Origin of the sequence: Enterococcus pernyi (genome assembly GCF_045371165.1) — a bacterium.
In the GTDB taxonomy this organism is placed as follows: Bacteria; Bacillota; Bacilli; order Lactobacillales; family Enterococcaceae; genus Enterococcus_B; species Enterococcus_B pernyi.
In genome coordinates this window covers 15808-36324 of sequence record NZ_JBIQDM010000017.1, presented here as the reverse complement: position 1 = coordinate 36324, position 20517 = coordinate 15808, and the positions used below count along the sequence as shown (strand labels likewise).

Below are 20517 nucleotides of genomic sequence, written 5' to 3'. Positions count from 1 at the left end.
ATTTGTCGGAGAGGACAGTCGTCCTGCTCCGGCTTTTTTATTTCCAAAATTTAAACGATAATAGAACAAATGTTCAGCTATCTTTGTTATAATGAAGAGGTATATCAACCAGGAAAAGGAGGCAATAAGGTGTCGTTACAATTTATCTTAGGGAATGGTCAAAAAGACCACCGCAAAGCACTGATCGATGAAGCCGCCGCTTGGCTTGACAAAGATGAAGAAAATCAAGTATTTTTCCTTGTACCTAACTATAATAAATTTGAACAAGAGCAAGAATTACTCGCTGAGATGCGTAAAAAAAGCGGAAAAAGCTCATTTAGCACAACCAACATGCAAGTATTCAGTTTCTATCGTTTGGCTTGGTACTTATTGCAACAAACTACGTTGCTGACAGGTAGTGAATTGACCGAATCTGGTTCAGCGATGATCCTCCGCCAAATTTTAGAAAAAAAACAAGAAGAACTGACGATATTTCGAGGAGAAATCCGCAAAAAAGGGTTTATCCGTCAGTTACAAGAGCTATATAGCGAACTACAAGTCGGAAAAATTTCCCCTGTTGATCTGTTAACTTCTGTGACAGGAGAATCTCCAAAAGAAGAAGACCGACAATTGAAAATGAAGGATCTACAACTGATTTTCTCTGCATTTGAAGAAGAATTAGTCCAACGCGCCCTACAATCTGAAGATGCGCTGACGGTGTTAGCGAATTATATGGCGACGCAGGATTATCATAAGATCAAGTTCTTAGTGAGTGGTTTTGCCCGGATCAATGCCCAAGAATACCAGTTGCTGCAAAAAATGATGGAAAAAGGACATCTAGTGGTCGATTTGCTATTGGATCGTCCCTACAAATCTGATCTACCCGATCCGTTGACCTTGTTCTTCAATACAGGAAAGATCTATTTCCAACTTCTCAACGCAGCAAGAGAATTGAATGTTCCTGTGGCTGTCGATCATTATGCACCGAATCGAGAACACCAAAACGAACTTCAAACATTACAACAAATGTGGGAAGAAACATCTAGCCAGCAGAAAAGCCAACCTGTGAAACTTGGCGCGCAAGAGACATTACATCTGTGGGAGGCAGAGAATCCAACGGAAGAAGTTCGCCAATTAGCGGTGGAGATCCGTCGTTTGGTCAGTCAAGAAGGATTTCGCTATCGAGATATCCAAGTGTTGACGAAGGATATGACACTGTATGGCAATTTATTGCGACCAATTTTCCAAGAGATGGCGATCCCTTTTTATCTGGATGAAGAGCAACTGATGGAAAACCATCCATTGATCGAATGGATCAACAGTTTGTTTGCTTTGGATCGTTATCAATATCGCCTAAACGACATCATGCGTTTCTTCAAGACGGAGTTGACGATCGGTCGGACAGATGAAGAGCTCGATCTGGCTACTTGGGAAGCTACTAGAAATCAATTCCGCACGAATTTAGATATCACGGAAAACGTAGCACTAGCGTACAACTACCAAGGGAAGTATTGGCTTCGCGAAAAAGATTGGCAATTTGTTGCCTATGATTTTGAAGCAGAACAGCTAGAAGACGTCAAACAACTAGAAGAGCAATCAAATACGATCAGGAGACTTTTTCGCGACATGGTGCCGGTGTTTTTGAAGAACATCAAAAAATGCCAAACAGGGCAAGAAGCAGTCACTTTGTTTTATCGCTTCTTGATCGAAAGCGGCGTACAACAACAATTGCTTTTTTGGCGAGACCAAGAAGTGGCGCGTGGCGGGTTAGCTGCGGCTAGAAACCATGAACAAACTTGGGGTGCTTTGATGGATCTTCTGGACGAGTATTCATTGATCTACGGAGAAACAGCATTCGATTGGTCATTATTTCAAGAGATCATCACGAGTGGTCTAGAAAATCTCAGCTATGGGAAGATCCCTACAGCAATCGATCAGGTGAGGATCAACCGGTTGGAACTTGTACGTGCCAATCAAGCAAAAGTAACATTTGCGGTCGGCTTGAATGACCAAGTGTTTCCAGATCGCCATGAAACTAAAGGTTTATTATCGAGTGAAGAACGTGAAGCGTTGAATCAAGGGTTAGGCGAGGATCAGTTTTTATTCGATCCAGCAAAAGAAAGTATGTCTTTCGAACCTTTCCAAGCGTATTTAGTGTTTGTTTCGGGAACGGAACGTTTGTACTTGAGCTACGCGCAGAGCTATGATACCAATCGGTTAAAAATGTCTCCGTATTTGAAACGAGTCGTTGACTATCTAGGTGTTCCAGTCGAGCCAAAATGCCAGTTGCAATTGACGAGTAAGCCAGATTGTTACGTTGGCACTTACCGTAGTGGGATCAATACGATCAATCGGGTCTATCGTTTAGCGAAAGAAGCCAAACAAGCAGTACCACTTTATTGGCAACAACTAAAAGAGTTAGTTCTGCGTTCGGATCAACGAAATTTTGCATTGACGATTTTTGAAAGTCAAGATCATCTAAATGTACCAGTTTCCTTATCAGAAGAAATGGCAGAAGCTCTTTATGGCAAAGAAATCTATACGTCGATCTCACGCATGGAAAACTTTTATAACTGTGAATATAAATACTTTGTCCAGTTTGGTTTGAAGCTGAAAGAACGTAATATCTATGGACTGACACCAGCTGCCACTGGAGACTTTTATCATGAATCATTGGATCGCTTCTTCAAATTGCTGTTCTCGAATCAACTGTCACTTGTGGCGATGTCGGAGAAGGAACGACAAAAATTTACTGAAAAAGTCTTACAGGAAGTATTTGGTGAATTACGCTTTGAGATTTTAGATAGCTCTGCCCGCATGAACTATATTCGTTACCAATTAGGGCAAACGATCCAAAAAGTGGCTTGGGCGTTACAAAAACAAAGCAAGAATACGGGCATGAAGCCATTACAGACCGAGATTTTATTTGGTCAGATCGCTGGTGCACGAGGGATACCAGGTTTGGAAATACCTTTAGACAAAGGCGGAAAACTCCACGTTCGCGGAAAAATCGATCGCATCGATGTGGCAACTGAACAAAGTGATACATGGTTAAGTGTAGTCGATTATAAATCAAGTGGTCGTTCGTTTGATGTGACTGAAGCTTACTACGGCATGGCGATGCAACTATTGACATATCTTGATGTGGCATTGATGGATGCTGTACGATTGACTGGGAAAGCTGCAGTCAAACCAGCAGGCTCTTATTACTTGCATGTGCATAATCCAGTCTTGACGGATACGACAGACGTCGAGAAGAATACCTTGAAGAAATTCAGCTATGACGGTGTTTTTGTCGATGATCCTGGTCTGTTAGAAGTGCTCGATCATTCATTGGAAGCAAAAGAAAGTTCGTTGATCTATCCGGTGAAGAAAAACGCCAAAGACGAGTTGCAAAAGGGCAGTTATAGTAAAGAGAAATTCTATACAGAAGAAGAACTTCAATTATTCATGAACCATAATCGTGAGAATATGCGTTTAGCTGGGGAAGCGATCACCTCAGGGGAGATCAAACTGAATCCCGCTTACAAAGACAAACAACGGATTGCTTGTGAGCATTGTCCGTTCAGAAGTATTTGTACGTTTGATGTCATGCTCAAAGAAAATAATTATCATCGTTTAGAAAAACTGGATAAAGATGAAGCATTGCGCAGAATACTAAAAAGGAGTGAAGACGAGTGACATCAATTCCTTTAAAACCGGAAAATGAACGTTTTACCGATGAACAATGGCAAGCGATTTTTGACCAAGGCGACAACCTACTTGTTTCGGCTTCCGCTGGCTCAGGTAAGACGACTGTGTTAGTCCGCCGAGTGATCGAAAAGTTAAAAATGGGTGTCAATATCGACGAGTTGCTGATCGTGACGTTTACAGAAGCGGCAGCAAGAGAAATGAAGGAACGGATCCAAGTAGCCTTGCAAGAAGCAGTGAATAGTGAAAGTGATCCGGTCTGGCAAAAACATTTTACGAAACAGCTCGTTTTACTACCCACCGCCAATATCTCGACACTCCATGCGTTTTGTTTAACGGTGATCCGTAAATATTACTATTTGATCGATATCGATCCAGTCTTTCGGATGTTGACGGATGAAACGGAAACGATCTTGATGAAAGAAGATGTCTGGGATGAGATCAGAGAACAACTTTATGCAGAAAATCGCGAAGCTTTTTTTCAGCTGACGATGAACTTTTCAAATGATCGCTCAGACGATGGTTTGACTAACCTCGTGTTTTCTCTCTATGATTTTGCCAGAGCGAACCCTGATCCGTTGGCTTGGTTGAATCGTTTACCAGAAGCATATCGGCTAGAAGAGGGATTAGCAGCTTCTGCATTGTACCAAGAACAGATCCGACCGCTCGTCTTGGCTGATTTACTTCATTGTACGCAGCTATACGAAGAAATGGTCGTTTTGGCACAAGAAGAAGGACTTGAAAAAATGTTTGATCAAGTCTCACAAGAACAAGCGAGTATCCAACAAATCTATGAACGTTTCCTGAGTGATGAGTTGGACGAAGCTTACCAAGCTTTAGAAAACCTGACGTTTTCGACCTTCAAAAGTAGTCGGAAAGCAGAGTTGAAAGAGCGTTCTGCTGAAGTAAAAACCTTGAGAGACCGTGCCAAAAAAATCTTACAACAAATTGGCAAAAACTACTTCCCGGTTTCACCTGCACAAATTGAAGAGTTGAGTCAAAAAGCGTTCCCCCTCGTGGAACAAATGACCGAAGTCACTAAGCTTTTCATGGAAGGCTTCAGTGCGCGCAAACGTGAAAAAGGCGTACTAGATTTCAATGATCTGGAACACTTGGCGTTACAAATATTGACGAAACAAACAGAGGAAGAGTGGCTACCAAGCGAAGCATCGGTTTATTATCGCAGAAAGTTTAAAGAAGTCATGGTCGACGAGTACCAAGATGTCAATCAATTGCAAGAAGAATTGCTCTATTGGGTCAGAGAGCCAGATGAAGAGAGAGGCAATCTCTTTATGGTGGGAGATGTCAAACAGTCGATTTACTCCTTTCGTTTAGCAGATCCAACTCTATTTATCAATAAATATGAGAAATTCTCGGAAGAAAAAGGGGGACGACGAATCGTCTTAGCTGAGAATTTCCGTTCAAGGCAGGAAGTCTTAGCGTTTACCAACTTGATTTTTGAGCAGTTGATGGACCCAACAGTTGGACAAATCGCTTATGATGAAGCGGCTCGGCTGGTTCTAGGTTTTTCTGGGTTTCCAGAAAATGAACGATTTGCACCAGAAGTCTTGATCTATGAAAAGGAACAAGAAACGACAGAAAGCGAGTTGCCGATGGACGATATGTTGGAAGACAAAACAGAAGGGGAACTCTTGATGACTGGTTTGAAAATCCGTGAATTGATCGATTCAAAATTCATGATCTACGACAAAAAAAGTCAAGAAGAGCGCCCGATCGAATTCAAAGATATCGTGTTATTGACACCAACGAAGAAAAATAATTTGACGATTTTAGAAGTATTCAAAACGTTTGATATTCCGTTGGAACTCAATGATGCCCAAAATTATTTCCAAGCGACAGAAATCAGGATCATGATTTCATTGCTCCAATTGATTGACAACCCTTATCAGGATATCCCATTAGCTTCAGTGTTACGTTCACCAGTCGTGGGCTTGATCGAACCAGAGTTAGCACGTATCCGATTAGCCGGTAAGGCGCATACTTACTATGATGCAGTCTTAGCTTATCAAAATAATAACCAAGATGAATTAGCGGCTAAATTGCTTCATTTCAATGAGCAACTGGAACAATGGCGAGAGTTAGCGCGGCGTTCTTCGATCACGGACTTATTATGGGAAATCTATTACCAAACAGGGTATTTAGAATATGTCGTTGGGTTGCCAGCTGGTGCACAACGTCAAGCGAATCTGTATGCGTTAGTGGATCGTGCCAAAGCTTATGAACAAAGCTCGTTTCGTGGTCTCTATCAGTTTGTACGATTTATTGAGAAAATGCAGGAGAAAGACAAAGACTTGGCGGAACCAGTGATTGCTTCTAGTGACAATGCCGTTCGTGTCATGACTATCCATGCAAGTAAAGGATTAGAGTTCCCCATCGTTTTCTTATTAGATATGACGAAGCAATTCAATCTGCAAGACTTGAAAAACCGTTATGCCTTCGAAGAAAAACTAGGTGCGGGCGTGCGCTACATGGAGCCAGACACGCGGGTCTTGTTTGATACATTGCCTTATCAAGCCATCAAATTAGCCAAACAGAAGAAATTGCTTTCCGAAGAAATGCGTAAATTATACGTAGGACTGACTAGAGCAGAGCAAAAATTGTTTATTGTTGGTTCGTACAAAAGCAAAGAAGACACGTTCAAAGCCTGGTCAGAAGCAAGTGAGCAAACGGATGTAGTGTTAGATCCTGTGATTCGCCTGAAAAGTTCGAGTAGCTTGATGAATTGGATCGGTTACAGCTTGATCCGTCATCCTAAAATGACCGAATATTTTCCAGAAGTCACGCCTTTACCACAACTGAAAAATTCACCGGGAGATTTTACGATCACCTGGATGGATCAACAAGAGATTTTAACCCAACGCCAAGCATTGACAGTCAAAGGAGAGCAAGCAGAAGAGCAAAAAGGAGATCTAACCCCATTAACGACTGAACTACAAGCACGTTTAGCCTTCAGTTATCCTTATGAGGCTTCTGCACAAACAACGAGTTATCAATCAGTTTCTGAGATCAAACGGTTGTTTGAAGATCCAGACGACTCTCCAGAGGCACGTTTGACTTGGGAAAGCAGTGATAAAAAAGCCTTTGCTCAGCCTTTCAGGTATACGCAAGACCAATTAGCTGAACCACGCTTTGTACAAAAAGAGCGCAAAGTTTCTGCCACAGCTGTTGGGACAGCAACACATTTTCTGTTACAAGTCCTACCATTGGAACAGTTGACGAAAGAAAGCATCGAAAAAGAACTGACGACCCTCGTCAAAAAACGTTTAGTCGATGAACAAGTAGCGAAACGTGTGCCAATTGATTCCATCTTATGGTTTTATGAATCTACCCTTGGCCGATCACTGATCGAACATCCAGAAAAAGTGAAACGCGAACAACCATTTTCAATGCTTCTACAAGCAGAAAAGGTATTCGATCACTACCCGAATGAAGACGATGAATTATTGATCCATGGGATCGTCGATGGATATCTTGATTTGGGGGAGTATGTGCAGCTTTATGATTTCAAGACTGATTTTATTTTACATCCTGAAAACCCAGAGGAAATCACTAAGGTCATCAGCAAATACCGCGGGCAATTGAACTTATACCAACGGGCATTGAGTGAAGCGTTGAATAAACCCGTTCAAGATGTCTTTTTGGTTTTGTTACAGGCGAAGAAAATAATAAATCTTAATAAAGAATAAGAAGTGAGCAAACTGGACTTACACTTTGTAAGTAATATGCTATACTCATGAAAAGAGGTGAGTAAGATGGAGCTAACACAGACAGAATTCATTCTGTGTCCCAAATTTGAAAAAACATTCTCGATTTTAGGGAAAAAATGGAATGGATTGATTATCGATGTATTACTCGAAAATGGTCCGCAGCGCTTTGTTGATCTCTCTGCAAAAATCCCGATGGTCAGTGACCGTGTCTTGGTCGAACGATTAAAAGAGCTTGAAAAAGAAAAGATCGTTACCCGTAATTTTTCGTGTAATGAATCCAGTCGTTCAGAATATATGCTGACAGAAAAAGGGGCAGATCTACAAAAAGCGATGGTCCAGTTGCAGCTTTGGAGTGAGAAATGGGTCACACCCGAAGAATGCAGTTGATTTTGCATCAAAAATCTTGTACACTAGTTTTTAGTTGAATAGACAAAAAGAATGTTGACGAAAAAGAGTAGTTTGGCTAAACCAGTATAGGGAGATCTGTCATGGACTGAAAGCAGATTCTGTGTTTGAAAAATGAAGTTCACTTTCCGAGTTCGTCTGAGAGATTTTTCAGACCGGCAGTATGTCTGTCGTTATTAAAATGAGTGTACGATCTCGTTGGGATCGTAAATTAGGATGGTAACGCGAAGACCTCGTTCCTTGATAGGAATGAGGTCTTTTTTGTAGTTGAATTTAAAGGAGGAAATCGCATGTCTTTACAAGCACAACTCGAAAGCTTGAAAGAAGCAACGATCGTCAAGATCAAGCAGGCGCAGGATTTGAAAGAACTAAATCAAATCCGTGTCGAAACATTAGGGAAAAAAGGACCGATTACTGAGGTCTTACGTGGAATGAAAGATCTAAGTTCCGAAGAGCGTCCGAAAGTGGGAAGCTTTGCCAATGAGATCCGTGATCTATTGACACAAGAAATCGAAGAAAGAAAAGCAGTCTTGGAAACCGCCGCAATGAATGAAGCATTAGAAAAAGAAACCATCGATGTAACGCTTCCAGGTAGCTCAGTCAAACAAGGTACACGCCATATCTTGACGCAGATCATGGAAGAAATCGAAGATATTTTTATCGGTATGGGGTATCAAATCGTTGAAGGATATGAAGTCGAGTCAGACCACTATAACTTTGAACGAATGAATTTACCAAAAGACCATCCGGCACGTGATATGCAAGATACTTTTTATATCTCAGAAGAAATCTTGATCCGTACGCATACGTCGCCTGTGCAAGCACGTACCATGGAAAAACATGATTTTTCAAAAGGTGCGCTACGCATGATCTCACCAGGAAAAGTTTTCCGACGTGATACTGATGATGCAACACACAGCCATCAATTCCATCAAATCGAAGGATTGGTGATCGACAAGAACGTGACGATGGGTGATCTAAAAGGAACACTTGAAGTCGTGATGAAGAAAATGTTTGGTGAAGATCGCCAGATCCGTTTACGCCCAAGCTACTTCCCATTTACAGAACCATCTGTTGAAGTCGATGTCAGCTGTTTCAAATGCGGTGGTTCAGGCTGTAACGTCTGCAAACACACAGGTTGGATCGAGATCTTAGGTGCTGGTATGGTTCATCCAAATGTCTTGGAAATGTCAGGGATCGATCCTGAAGAATACTCCGGATTTGCTTTTGGACTTGGCCCAGATCGTGTCGCAATGTTACGTTATGGGGTCAACGATATTCGTAATTTCTATCAAAATGACTTGCGCTTCTTAAGTCAGTTCAAGGGGGAGTAAAAGAATGTTAGTATCATATAAATGGCTGAATCAATACGTTGATTTATCAAATGTGACACCGCAAGAACTTGCAGACAAAATGTCAGTCACAGGAATCGAAGTCGAAGGTGTAACTGTACCTGAAGAAGGCTTGAAGAAAATCGTTGTCGGAGAAGTGAAGGAATGTATTCCACATCCTGATTCGGATCATCTATCGATCTGTCAAGTCGACATTGGCGAAGAAGAATTATCACAAATCGTTTGTGGCGCACCAAATGTCAAAGCAGGAATCAAAGTCATCGTGGCTTTACCAAATTCACGGATTGCGGGCAATGTCAAAATCAAAAAAGGCAAGATGCGTGGACAAGTCTCGAATGGGATGATCTGTGCCTTACAAGAAATCGGTTATTCTGACAGTGTCGTACCGAAAGAATATTCAGAAGGCATCTACTATTTGCCACAAGAAGCGGTCAATGGAGAACCAGTCTTTTCTTATCTAGATATGGACGATGCTATCATCGAACTATCGATCACACCTAACCGTGCCGACGCATTATCAATGAGAGGTGTGGCATATGAAGTTGGCGCGATCTACCGCCAAAAACCAACATTCAATGATGAAAAGTTAGTAGAAGTTGAACGTAAAGCTTCAGAGAAAATTGCGGTAAAAGTAGAAGACGAAGAATTGGTACCAGCATACCAAATCCGCATCATTGAAAACGTCAAGATCCAACCGAGTCCACAATGGTTACAAAATATCTTGATGAATGAAGGAATCCGACCAATCAATAACGTCGTTGATATCACAAACTATATCTTATTATTGTTCGGTCAACCGTTACATGCATTCGACTATGATAAGTTAGGTTCAGAAGAAATCGTGGTGCGTCATGCAGCAGAAGAAGAGAACATCGTGACGTTAGATGGCGAAACGCGTTCATTGACTTCAGAAGACTTGGTCATCACAAATGGACAAGTGCCAGTGGCTTTAGCTGGAGTAATGGGTGGACAAGACTCAGAGATTACGGAAACAACGACAACCGTTGCGTTAGAATCCGCTTTATTCGATCCCATCTTGATTCGCCGCACAGCCAAACGTTTCAATTTACGTAGTGAATCATCTGCGCGCTTTGAAAAAGGCATCAATAAAGGAACCGTCGGCGAAGCAAGCGATGTTGCAGCAGCGATGATCGTTGCTTTAGCAGGAGGAGAAGTGTTACAAGGAGCGGTCAAAGGTTCTGAGTATCAAGCAAAAGAAGTCGAAGTACAGATCACATTGAAGCGCATCAACCAGTACCTTGGCACAATCTTAAATGTCGCTGAAGTAAGTGAGATCTTTGAAGCATTAGGATTCGGCTATCACCTCGATGGAGAAACTTATACTGTTGTTGTACCTCCAAGACGTTGGGATATCCAGATCGAAGCAGACATCATCGAAGAAGTGGCACGTATTTATGGGTATGATCGTTTACCTTCAACGTTACCAAGCGGCGAAACAGTTGCAGGTAGTTTGACACAAGAACAAGCGACAACACGAAAGATCCGTACATTACTTGAAGGCAGTGGTCTAACTGAAGCCATTAGTTATGCACTGACAACGGAAGATAAATCACGTCAATTCGCTTTGAAAGAAACAGCCATCACTCGCTTGGATTGGCCGATGAGTGAAGACCGTTCTGTCTTACGTATGAACTTGATCAGTGGTCTTTTGGATAACGTCCAATATAACACGGCACGTAAAAATTCAGATGTCGCATTTTATGAAGTAGGTCGCGTCTTCTATCAAGAAAACGATCCATTGACTCATCTACCACAAGAAGTCACTCACGTAGCTCTTGCGGTGTCTGGCACATGGGAAGAGAAGAGTTGGCAAAGTAAGCCACAAGCGGTTGATTTCTTTACAGTAAAAGGAATATTAGAAAATGTATTCGAACAACTTTCCATCAATGAGGAAATCACTTATCAAGCGTTGACAACGATCGATGAACTTCACCCAGGTCGGACGGCGGCCATTTATTTAGGTGAAACAATGATCGGGTTTGTTGGCCAAGTGCATCCTATGACTGCTAAAGCTTACGATATTCCAGAAACTTATGTGGCAGAGTTTGATTTAGCCACAGTTGTGGAAGCATCACAAAAAGGCATCACTTTCCGACCAGTCACAAAATTCCCAAGTGTGACGCGTGACATTGCGATGTTAGTAGCTGAACAAGTGACGAATCAAGAAATCGTTCGCACAATCCAAGCAGCTGCTGGCCGATTCTTGACAAATGTCGAACTATTCGATGTCTACCAAGGAGCAAATATTGAAGCAGGGCATAAATCAGTCGCCTATACGTTAAGCTTTGAAAATCCCGAAGCAACGTTGACAGATGAAGAAATCAACCAAGCAATGAGCAAGGTTGAAAAGGCGTTGACAGAAACAGTTGATGCAAGTATTCGTTAAACCTTAATAATAGAAGAAAAAACTGGGACAAAAATCATTCAATGATTTTTGTTCCAGCTTTTTTGTGTGATTACTGATTGAAATAATTGATGCCCATTGCCGCTTTCACTTCAGAAAGTGTGGCTGCCGCAACTTTAGCCGCTTCTTCACTACCATGACGTAAGATATCCATCACGGCTTGTGGGTCCTTCGCCAATTCTTCACGACGTGCGCGGATCGGTGCGAACTCTGCTTCTAATACGTCGATCAAGTAACGCTTGATTTTCACGTCACCGAGTCCACCACGACGATAGTGGGCTTTCATCTCTTCGATTGCTTCTTTGTCTGTACCAAAAACATCTAAGTACGTAAAGACCATATTGCCTTCGACTTGTCCTGGATCTTGGACATGGATGTGATTTGGATCAGTATACATACTCATCACTTTTTTCTGTAAAACATCCACAGGGTCAGAAATGTAGATGCCATTTCCTAATGATTTACTCATTTTTCCGTTACCATCGATCCCAGGTAAACGACCCATTCCTTTAGGAGGGAAGACGGCTTTCGGTTCAACTAGTACTTCTCCATAAGTGTGATTGAAACTTTGGACGATCTCTTGCGTTTGTTCCAACATTGGTTTTTGGTCTTCACCAACTGGCACTAGATTCGCTTTGAACGCAGTGATGTCAGCAGCTTGTGAGACAGGGTAGATAAAGAAGCCTGTTGGGACACTTTCGCCAAATTTCTTTTGCTCGATCTCCGTTTTAACAGTCGGGTTACGACGCACACGACCAATACTTACTAAGTTTAAGTAATACATTGTCAACTCAGCTAATTCAGGGATTTGCGACTGGATAAACAATGTTGATTTGGCAGGATCTAAACCAACCGATAAGTAATCTAAAGCAACTTCTAATACATTGGAAGACACTTTTTCAGGGTCTTTCGCATTGTCAGTCAAGGCTTGCATATCTGCGATCATTACGAACAACTGATTGTTCTCATCCGCTTGCATTTCTACACGTTTTTTCAAAGACCCGACATAATGGCCTAAGTGTAGTTTGCCAGTAGGACGGTCTCCTGTTAAAATAATATTTTTCAAAAAAGAACACCTCTTTGTAATTTCTAAGACTAATACTTAATATCTTACCGTTTTTTTGCAGAATTAACAACAGGATAAACCGAAAATCATTGAAAAAATCAGTCAGGAAATCGTTATTTATACAAATGGTAAAAGAAAACGGACAAAGGAATTTTCTTGGAAACTTTACAAGTTGCTTCGCTTTCGGATATAATGTGTTCTATTATATATCTTTAAATGAAATCTTACTAAATAATAATGGGAGTGTAATGTTATGACAATGATTAAATTTGATAGCGTGGAAAAGTATTACGGCAAATTCCATGCGTTGAAAAACATCAATCTTGAGTTTGAAAAAGGGGAAGTTGTCGTTGTCATTGGTCCATCAGGATCAGGAAAAAGTACGATGCTTCGCTGTATCAACGGCTTAGAAACAATCACTTCAGGAAAGCTTTTGATCAATGATGTCGATATTCGCGATAAAAACACAAAATTGACGGAGATTAGAAAAAATGTCGGAATGGTCTTTCAACATTTTAATCTTTACCCCAATAAAACAGTTTTAGAAAACATCACATTGGCACCAATCAAAGTATTAAAACAAGATGAGGCAACTGCTGTAAAAAATGCGGAAAAGTTTTTAAAGACAGTCAATATGCTAGATAAAAAAGATTCCTATCCTTCCATGTTATCTGGTGGACAACAACAGCGTGTAGCGATTGCTCGCGGCTTAGCGATGAATCCCGAAATGCTGTTATTTGACGAGCCAACATCTGCCTTGGACCCAGAGATGATCGGTGATGTATTGGACGTAATGAAAAAATTGGCAAGAGATGGCATGTCAATGATCGTGGTCACACACGAAATGGGCTTTGCGAAAGAAGTGGCAGACCGTGTTATTTTTATGGCGGACGGACAAGTATTAGAAGATAGTCGCGATGTACGCAATTTCTTCGATGATCCAAAAGAGGAACGTGCAAAACAATTTATCAGTAAAGTAATCAATCATTGATAGGAGGAACGATATGCGTAAGACAACATTCACTCGTTTATTATTTCTTTTTGGGCTAGTATTTCTAGTATTGAGCGGCTGTAAAGGTAGCAGTTTGGTAGAAAAAGATATTTTGACTCGTAGTAAAGAAACGAACGAGATCATTTGGGGTGTCAAATACGATACACGATTGTTTGGGATGATGGATATCGAAAGCCGCACTGTTCAAGGGTTTGATATCGATATCGCCAAAGCAATCACGAAGAAGATTTTAGGAGAGGACGGAAAAGCAGAGTTTGTCGAAGTCACTTCTAAAACAAGAATCCCATTATTAAAAAATGGGAATATCGATGCCATCATTGCGACGATGACGATTACCGAAGAACGTAAAAAGCAAGTCGATTTCTCTTCAGTTTATTTTGACGCCGGACAATCATTGCTCGTTGAAAAGGGTAGTCCCATCAAAAGTGTGGAGGATTTAAACGCTGAAACGACTGTTCTAGCGGTAAAAGGCTCGACTTCAGCTGCCAACATCAGAGAACATGCACCTGATGCGCGGATCTTGGAGTTAGAGAACTATGCAGAAGCATTTACTGCCTTACAATCGGGGCAAGGTGCTGCCATGACGACAGACAATGCGATCTTACTCGGAATGGCAGCGGAGAACCCTAGCTATGAATTAGCAGGTGGAACATTTACCAAAGAGCCTTATGGTATTGCAATCAACAAAGGACAAGAAAATTTCTTAGATGCAGTCAACCAAGCATTAGCGGAAATGGTTGAAGACGGCACCTACGATAAGATTTATGAAAAATGGTTCCCAGATACGACTCAGGGAAAAATTGATTAAGGAGGGAATACAATGAGTGAATTGATACAAACTTATGGGCCAGCCTTCCTTGATGGATTTAAAGTAACGATCCTATCAAGTGTCTTGGCACTTTTATTCAGTTTGATCATCGGAACGTTGATGGCGATTTTTCAATTGTCACACAATAAATGGATTCGTGGTTTAGCGAAAGCCTATGTTGAATTTTTTAGGAATATCCCGTTATTGATCATCGTGATGTTCTTCTATGTCGTATTACCACTTTATTGGATCAGCTTTGATGGTTTTCAAGCAGGAACGATCGGGCTGACGATCTATACTTCCGCATTTATTGCAGAAACCGTTCGTTCGGGCATCCAAACTGTGCCAAAAGGTCAAATGGAGGCTGGTCTTTCATCAGGATTTACTTACTCAGAGACGATGCGTTACATCGTATTGCCACAGGCATTTAAAATCGTTATCCCACCATTAGGCAATCAATTTATCAATTTGGTCAAAAATTCATCGATTTTAGCAATTGTTGCTGGTTTGGATATCATGTATCAAGGGGATTTGATCGCTAGTGAAACTTTCAACACGTTTGATACCTATATCATCGTCGGTTTATTTTACTTGATCATTACCTTACCATTGTCTTATTTGATGGTTTATCTTGAGAAAAAATGGGCAGTTCGTTCATAGAAAGGAGAATCTCAATGGATTTTAGTGGTGCATTTTCATGGATGAATATTCGCTTTTTACTGGAAGGACTAAAAGTAACGATCGAAGTTTCGCTCTTCTCCATCATTTTTAGTTTTCTGATCGGTGGGCTGACAGGTGTTCTTCGTTTTGCGAGTATTCCTTATTTATCAAAAATAGTAGGTTTGATTATCGACATCATTCGTAATCTGCCATTATTGCTGATCATCTTTTTCACTTATTTTGCTTTACCGCAAATCGGTATCCAAATGAACATCTTTTGGTCAGCAGTTGCAGCATTGACGATTTTTGAATCTGCCATGTTATCAGAGATTTTCCGTGCAGGTTTGAATGCTGTGCCGAAAGGTCAGATGGAAGCAGGGCTTTCCACGGGATTAAGCTATGTGGAAACGATGCGTACGATCATCATGCCGCAAGCATTTAAGTCAATGATCCCTGCTATCGTCAGTCAGTTGATCTCGTTGATCAAAGACACTTCTTTAGCGGTGATCATCTCGTTGCCAGAATTGACACACCAAGCGCGGATCGTCTACGGTCAAAATACCAATTATGTCTTACCAATGTTCGTTATGATGACTTTCATGTATTTTGTCGTATGTTACGCACTTTCTTTACTTTCTTCTTACCTAGAAAAAAGAAAGTATAGTTATTAGTAGAAAAAATCGTATTTTAAATGGGAATTAAGAAGGAATCCACGAAATTTTTTTAAAAATTTTTTGTGGATTCCTTCTTACGTTATCCAAAAAATCCATCGGGACACGTGTTGAGTCGTCATGTGGAAAAAGAGCAGGAAAGCAGATTGTAGGACTTGATAAATCACGTCAAAAAGTCCACAATATAGAAGGTAGAATTTTTTTGAAAAAGGATGATTCGATTGACAGATAAACGTCCGATCGGTTTTATTGATTCAGGAGTTGGCGGTCTTACAGTCGTCAAAGAAGCATTGAAGCAATTGCCGAATGAAAACATATTATACGTTGGCGATACCGCGCGCTGTCCATATGGACCAAGACCAGCAGAGCAAGTGATCGCTTATACATGGGAAATGACGAATTATTTAGTTGAAAAAGGCATAAAGATGCTTGTGATTGCCTGTAATACGGCAACTGCGGTCGCATTAGAAGAAATCAAAGCAACACTCTCGATTCCAGTGATCGGTGTGATTTTGCCAGGAACGAGAGCGGCAGTCAAACAAACGAAAAATCACCGAGTAGGGGTGATTGGAACAATTGGAACCGTCAAAAGTGCCGCTTACGAGACGGCCTTGCTGGATAAAGCACCCGAACTGAAAGTCACCAGCTTGGCGTGTCCAAAGTTTGTGTCAGTCGTAGAAAGTAAAGAATACCGATCATCAGTCGCTAAAAAAATCGTGGCCCAAACTTTAGCTCCATTAGAATTAAAAGGGATCGACACCTTGATTTTAGGTTGCACCCATTATCCACTCCTTCGCCCGATCATTCAGAATGTTATGGGGGATAAAGTCATGCTAATCGATTCAGGAGCAGAAACGATTGGCGAAGTTTCGATGTTACTTGACTATTTTGAAATCAGTAATTCACCACAAAATGGCCGAACGCTTTGTCAGTTTTATACGACAGGATCAGCTAAAATGTTCCATGAGATTGCCCAAGATTGGTTAGGATTAAAAGAACTGATCGTTGAATCGATTGATTTAGGAGGAAAAGAGCAATGATGCGCCATGACGGAAGAAATGTCCAAGATTTACGTAAAATCACGATTGAAACAAATGTGCTGAAGCATCCAGAAGGATCAGTTTTGATCAGCTTTGGCGATACGAAAGTGATTTGTGCGGCAACGGTTGAAGAGACAGTCCCCCCGTTTTTAAAAGGGACTGGTAAAGGATGGGTGACAGCAGAATACAGTATGTTGCCCCGCGCCACGAATACGAGAAATCGTCGTGAAAGCAGCAAAGGTAAGTTAAGTGGACGGACGATGGAGATCCAACGTTTGATCGGTCGTTCGTTGCGTGCGGTCGTCGATCTCGAGAAACTTGGTGAACGCAGTATCATCGTTGATTGTGACGTGATCCAAGCAGACGGTGGCACCCGAACAGCAAGTATTACCGGTGCATTTGTGGCTTTAAGATTAGCTATCGAAAAATTATTACAGAAAAAAGTGTTAGCGAATGATCCAATCAAAGAACATTTAGCCGCCATCAGTGTAGGGATTTTAGCTGATGGGACATGTGTGACTGATTTGGATTATCACGAAGACGTTGCAGCAGAAGTCGATATGAACTTAGTGATGACGGAATCGGGCAAATTTGTGGAAATCCAAGGGACAGGCGAAGAAGCTACCTTTGATGGTGAACAATTGAACGAAATGCTTGTTTATGGCAAAACAGCGATCGAATCACTGATTTTTGAACAAAAAAATGTTTTGTTGAGTGAATGGTCAGACACTACGCCTGAACCGACAGAAAAAACGATTGTGATTGCTACTCGAAATGCAGGCAAAGCAGAAGAATTCCGTACCTTATTTGCGAAAGAAGGCTATACAGTCAAAACATTGTTTGATTATCCTGAGATACCTGATGTCGAAGAAACAGGTACAACATTCGAAGAAAACGCTCGGTTAAAAGCAGAAACGATTGCTCAAGTATTGAACCAGCCAGTATTGGCGGATGACTCTGGCCTGAAAGTCGATGTGTTAGGTGGTAGACCAGGAGTTTATTCTGCCCGTTTTGCTGGCGAACATAAGAGTGATGCGGCAAATAACGCAAAATTACTTTTTGAATTAACCGATGTAGCTGATGAAGAACGCACCGCACAATTTCATTGTACGTTGGTTTTCGCTGAGCCAAATAAAGAAAGTTTAGTAGTGGAAGCAGAGTGGCCTGGACGAATTGGTCGGATACCTAAAGGCGAAAATGGTTTTGGCTATGACCCTTTGTTCATTCCTGATGGGTACACTCAAACAGCGGCAGAAATCTCAAGTGAAGAAAAAAATAACCACAGTCACCGAGGCTTGGCTATGGCAAAACTAAGCCAAGTTTGGCAGGGATGGTTGGAAGGAGTGGAGTAGATGCGCTATTTAGTCGTTAGTGACAACCATGGGGATCGAGCAATCATCAAAGAATTGCTGACCCAGTATCAAAATCAAGTTGATTATTTCTTTCATTGTGGCGATTCAGAACTTGACGCAACAGATGAAGTTTGGGAAACTTATCTCGGTGTACAAGGCAATTGTGATTTCGGCACAGACTTTGAGACCAAACGAGTTGTAGATACTGGGCTTGATCGGGTATATATGACGCACGGCCATTTATCGAATGTCCGCTTTGGTTTGACTCAGTTAGCCCTTGAAGCAAAAGAGCAACAAGCAACGATTGCTCTTTTTGGGCACACCCATCAACTAGGGTGTGAATTTGAAGAAGGTATCTTGTTCTTAAATCCAGGAAGCATTTCCCAACCTCGAGGAATGATCCAAATCCCAGCTTACGCAATCATTGAGAGTACGAAAGAGACACTTGCTGTCCAATACTATAATCGATCACACAAAAAAATCGATAACATGGCATTTGAATATAAACGCTGACAAACAAACTCTAATTTTTGCTAAAAAAAGAAATGTTTGTATAGATTTTGCATCCGTTTTCGGTAAAATAGAGATATTGAAAGAATTTGAAATGGAGGGCCAATACATGATTGGACCAATTGTAAGAGAGTTATTACTGCAAAATCAAGAGACATTTTTGGTTCCAGCAGAAAACGTGGCAAATGTTATGTATCAACATCCGTTATCGCATGGACTATTAGTTTTATCGAAAGTTGGCTACACTAAAATCCCTGTCTTAGGGAAAGATGATCGCTTTGTTGGTCTAGTCAGTCTGTCGAATGTTGTCAATAAGATGATGGACCTACAAACAATCAGTATGGAACCATTAGAAGGCCTAACAGTTGCTGATGTAATGGAAACCGATGTACCAACCATTGATGAAAATTGGGAACTAGAAGAAGTTCTTCATTTACTAGTGGATGCTTCGTTCTTGCCAGTTGTCACAGAGGATAAAGTGTTCAAAGGAATCATCACACGAAAAGAGTTATTGAAAGCAGTCAATTACATGGTACACGAATTAGAACGTCAAAATATTGTATCACCAAAAATAGATGTAGATGATTTAAGAGAAAGAATCGATATCGTTAGTTAAAGGTAATTGATCCTACTCACAAAATAGAAAGACATAAAACAAATGAAGCGACGCCTAAAAGTTAGATTATATTTCTAACTTCTGGACGTCGCTTCATTTGAAGTATTAAGGAATGGCACGAGTGGGAATAAAGTTTGTCCTGAGAATCAAATAATTTAGTCATTTTAGACATTTTTCTAATGATTAAAAAAAGAGGTCAAACCTAAACACTTCTGTTCATTCGGTTTTAGATGGTAGGAGAGGGCTAATGTCCCACTCCCAGCGTAGACACTACATAAACTATTTCAACACGATCGGTGTATTTGGGATGCTGTAACCGGCAGCTGTCAGTTCTTTGACATATGAACTCAAAAATTCTTCTTTCAATTCGAACTGTTTACCATTTAAAACGTAACAAATTGTCCGAATCGCAAAGTTACTGTTGCCGATATCGACCAATCCAAAGATCGATGGCTCAGTTTGTAATTCCTCTTCGTATTTTACAGCTAACGTTTCATTAACTTTTTGAATGATCTCATAGATCTTATCATAGCCTTCTTCCGGAACGATCCGAATATCAAGAACGACTTGCATATTGGAACGAGAAAGGTTACTGATCGTTGTGATACTACGGTTTGGAATGAAGTGGACGGTACCGTCAACACCTTTGAGTTGCAGTGTCCGGATACCAACGGATACCACGGTTCCTTCGATCGTAAGATTCGTTAATTTGACATAGTCGCCAACGTCCATTTGTTGTTCCATGATAATAAAGAAGCCAGTGATCACATCACTCATAAAGCCTTGTGCGCCTAAACCGATGGCTACTCCGGCAATCCCTGCTCCGGCTAATAGTGAACCAATCGGCACACCGATCACGGATAGGATGGCATAAATAAAGAAAAAGCCAATCGTATAATTGAAAATGGTATTTAAAAGACTTTGTAACGTTTTTAAGCGGCTACCGTTAAGAACGGTTTTTTTTGAATATTGTTTAAAAGATTTGTCGATCAAGTATTTACCGATTCGATTAATGAGGCCAAAAAGAATAATCAAAAAAATAAGGAATAATCCTTTTTGGATCATTGTAGAAAAAATCCCATCCCAATCAATATTATTCCAAAAACGTTGGAACGCATTGAGTTGACTAACCGCTTGATCAGTCAAATTTTCTCCAGTTGAGCTTGTTGTTTCTGCTGTTGCAATGAATGAAAACATAAAATC

At 41.0% G+C, this 20517-nt stretch carries 15 protein-coding genes; 13 read left to right on the top strand and 2 right to left on the bottom strand.

The window, feature by feature from the left end; all coding sequences use genetic code 11:
* The first annotated feature begins 129 nt into the window (after positions 1 to 129).
* The 5 genes from ACH0AK_RS14280 to pheT all read left to right on the top strand — a co-directional run bounded on the left by ACH0AK_RS14280 (position 130) and on the right by pheT (position 11561).
* Positions 130 to 3660 carry a PD-(D/E)XK nuclease family protein gene (locus ACH0AK_RS14280; protein ID WP_438846488.1) on the top strand — a complete coding sequence of 1177 codons (3531 nt, stop codon included), beginning with the start codon at positions 130 to 132 and terminating at the stop codon, positions 3658 to 3660.
* Entirely contained in the window at positions 3657 to 7376 is a 3720-nt protein-coding gene (gene addA / locus ACH0AK_RS14275) for a helicase-exonuclease AddAB subunit AddA (RefSeq protein ID WP_023519560.1), read from the top strand. The genes ACH0AK_RS14280 and addA overlap by 4 nt, the downstream gene beginning before the upstream one ends.
* Before the next feature lie 66 nt (positions 7377 to 7442).
* Complete coding sequence (locus ACH0AK_RS14270) at positions 7443 to 7784, top strand: winged helix-turn-helix transcriptional regulator (RefSeq protein WP_019724054.1); 342 nt, start codon at positions 7443 to 7445, stop codon at positions 7782 to 7784.
* Positions 7785 to 8092: 308 nt separating this feature from the next.
* Positions 8093 to 9136, top strand: coding sequence for a phenylalanine--tRNA ligase subunit alpha (pheS, locus tag ACH0AK_RS14265; protein WP_499797041.1), 1044 nt, complete (start codon positions 8093 to 8095; stop codon positions 9134 to 9136).
* Between the two features lie 4 nt (positions 9137 to 9140).
* Entirely contained in the window at positions 9141 to 11561 is a 2421-nt protein-coding gene (gene pheT / locus ACH0AK_RS14260; RefSeq protein WP_010735596.1) for a phenylalanine--tRNA ligase subunit beta, read from the top strand.
* Between the two features lie 70 nt (positions 11562 to 11631).
* On the opposite strand, the gene trpS is transcribed toward pheT, so the two are convergent.
* Positions 11632 to 12645, bottom strand: a complete 1014-nt coding sequence (gene trpS, locus ACH0AK_RS14255; RefSeq protein WP_438846490.1) for a tryptophan--tRNA ligase — start codon at positions 12643 to 12645, stop codon at positions 11632 to 11634.
* Positions 12646 to 12898: 253 nt separating this feature from the next.
* Between trpS and ACH0AK_RS14250 the strand changes: the two genes are divergently transcribed.
* The 8 genes from ACH0AK_RS14250 to cbpB all read left to right on the top strand — a co-directional run bounded on the left by ACH0AK_RS14250 (position 12899) and on the right by cbpB (position 19314).
* Entirely contained in the window at positions 12899 to 13636 is a 738-nt protein-coding gene (locus tag ACH0AK_RS14250) for an amino acid ABC transporter ATP-binding protein (protein ID WP_010735594.1), read from the top strand.
* Between the two features lie 13 nt (positions 13637 to 13649).
* Positions 13650 to 14465, top strand: a complete 816-nt coding sequence (locus ACH0AK_RS14245) for a transporter substrate-binding domain-containing protein (protein WP_499797040.1) — start codon at positions 13650 to 13652, stop codon at positions 14463 to 14465.
* A gap of 12 nt (positions 14466 to 14477) precedes the next feature.
* Entirely contained in the window at positions 14478 to 15125 is a 648-nt protein-coding gene (locus ACH0AK_RS14240; protein ID WP_023519564.1) for an amino acid ABC transporter permease, read from the top strand.
* A 14-nt stretch (positions 15126 to 15139) separates the two neighbouring features.
* Positions 15140 to 15796, top strand: coding sequence for an amino acid ABC transporter permease (locus ACH0AK_RS14235; protein ID WP_023519565.1), 657 nt, complete (start codon positions 15140 to 15142; stop codon positions 15794 to 15796).
* Positions 15797 to 16008: 212 nt separating this feature from the next.
* Positions 16009 to 16836 (top strand): glutamate racemase, encoded by an 828-nt coding sequence (gene racE / locus ACH0AK_RS14230; RefSeq protein WP_019724592.1) that lies wholly within the window; start codon positions 16009 to 16011, stop codon positions 16834 to 16836.
* Positions 16836 to 18188: a ribonuclease PH gene (rph, locus tag ACH0AK_RS14225; protein WP_034691725.1), complete on the top strand. Its 1353-nt coding sequence runs from the start codon at positions 16836 to 16838 to the stop codon at positions 18186 to 18188. Before racE ends, rph begins: the two co-directional genes overlap by 1 nt.
* A complete protein-coding gene (locus ACH0AK_RS14220) occupies positions 18189 to 18701 on the top strand; it encodes a metallophosphoesterase (protein ID WP_010735588.1) in 513 nt (170 codons plus the stop codon). It abuts the gene before it with no gap.
* Between the two features lie 106 nt (positions 18702 to 18807).
* Entirely contained in the window at positions 18808 to 19314 is a 507-nt protein-coding gene (gene cbpB / locus ACH0AK_RS14215) for a cyclic-di-AMP-binding protein CbpB (RefSeq protein ID WP_010735587.1), read from the top strand.
* A 279-nt stretch (positions 19315 to 19593) separates the two neighbouring features.
* On the opposite strand, the gene ACH0AK_RS14210 is transcribed toward cbpB, so the two are convergent.
* Complete coding sequence (locus ACH0AK_RS14210) at positions 19594 to 20511, bottom strand: mechanosensitive ion channel family protein (protein WP_010735586.1); 918 nt, start codon at positions 20509 to 20511, stop codon at positions 19594 to 19596.
* Between the last annotated feature and the right edge of the window lie 6 nt (positions 20512 to 20517).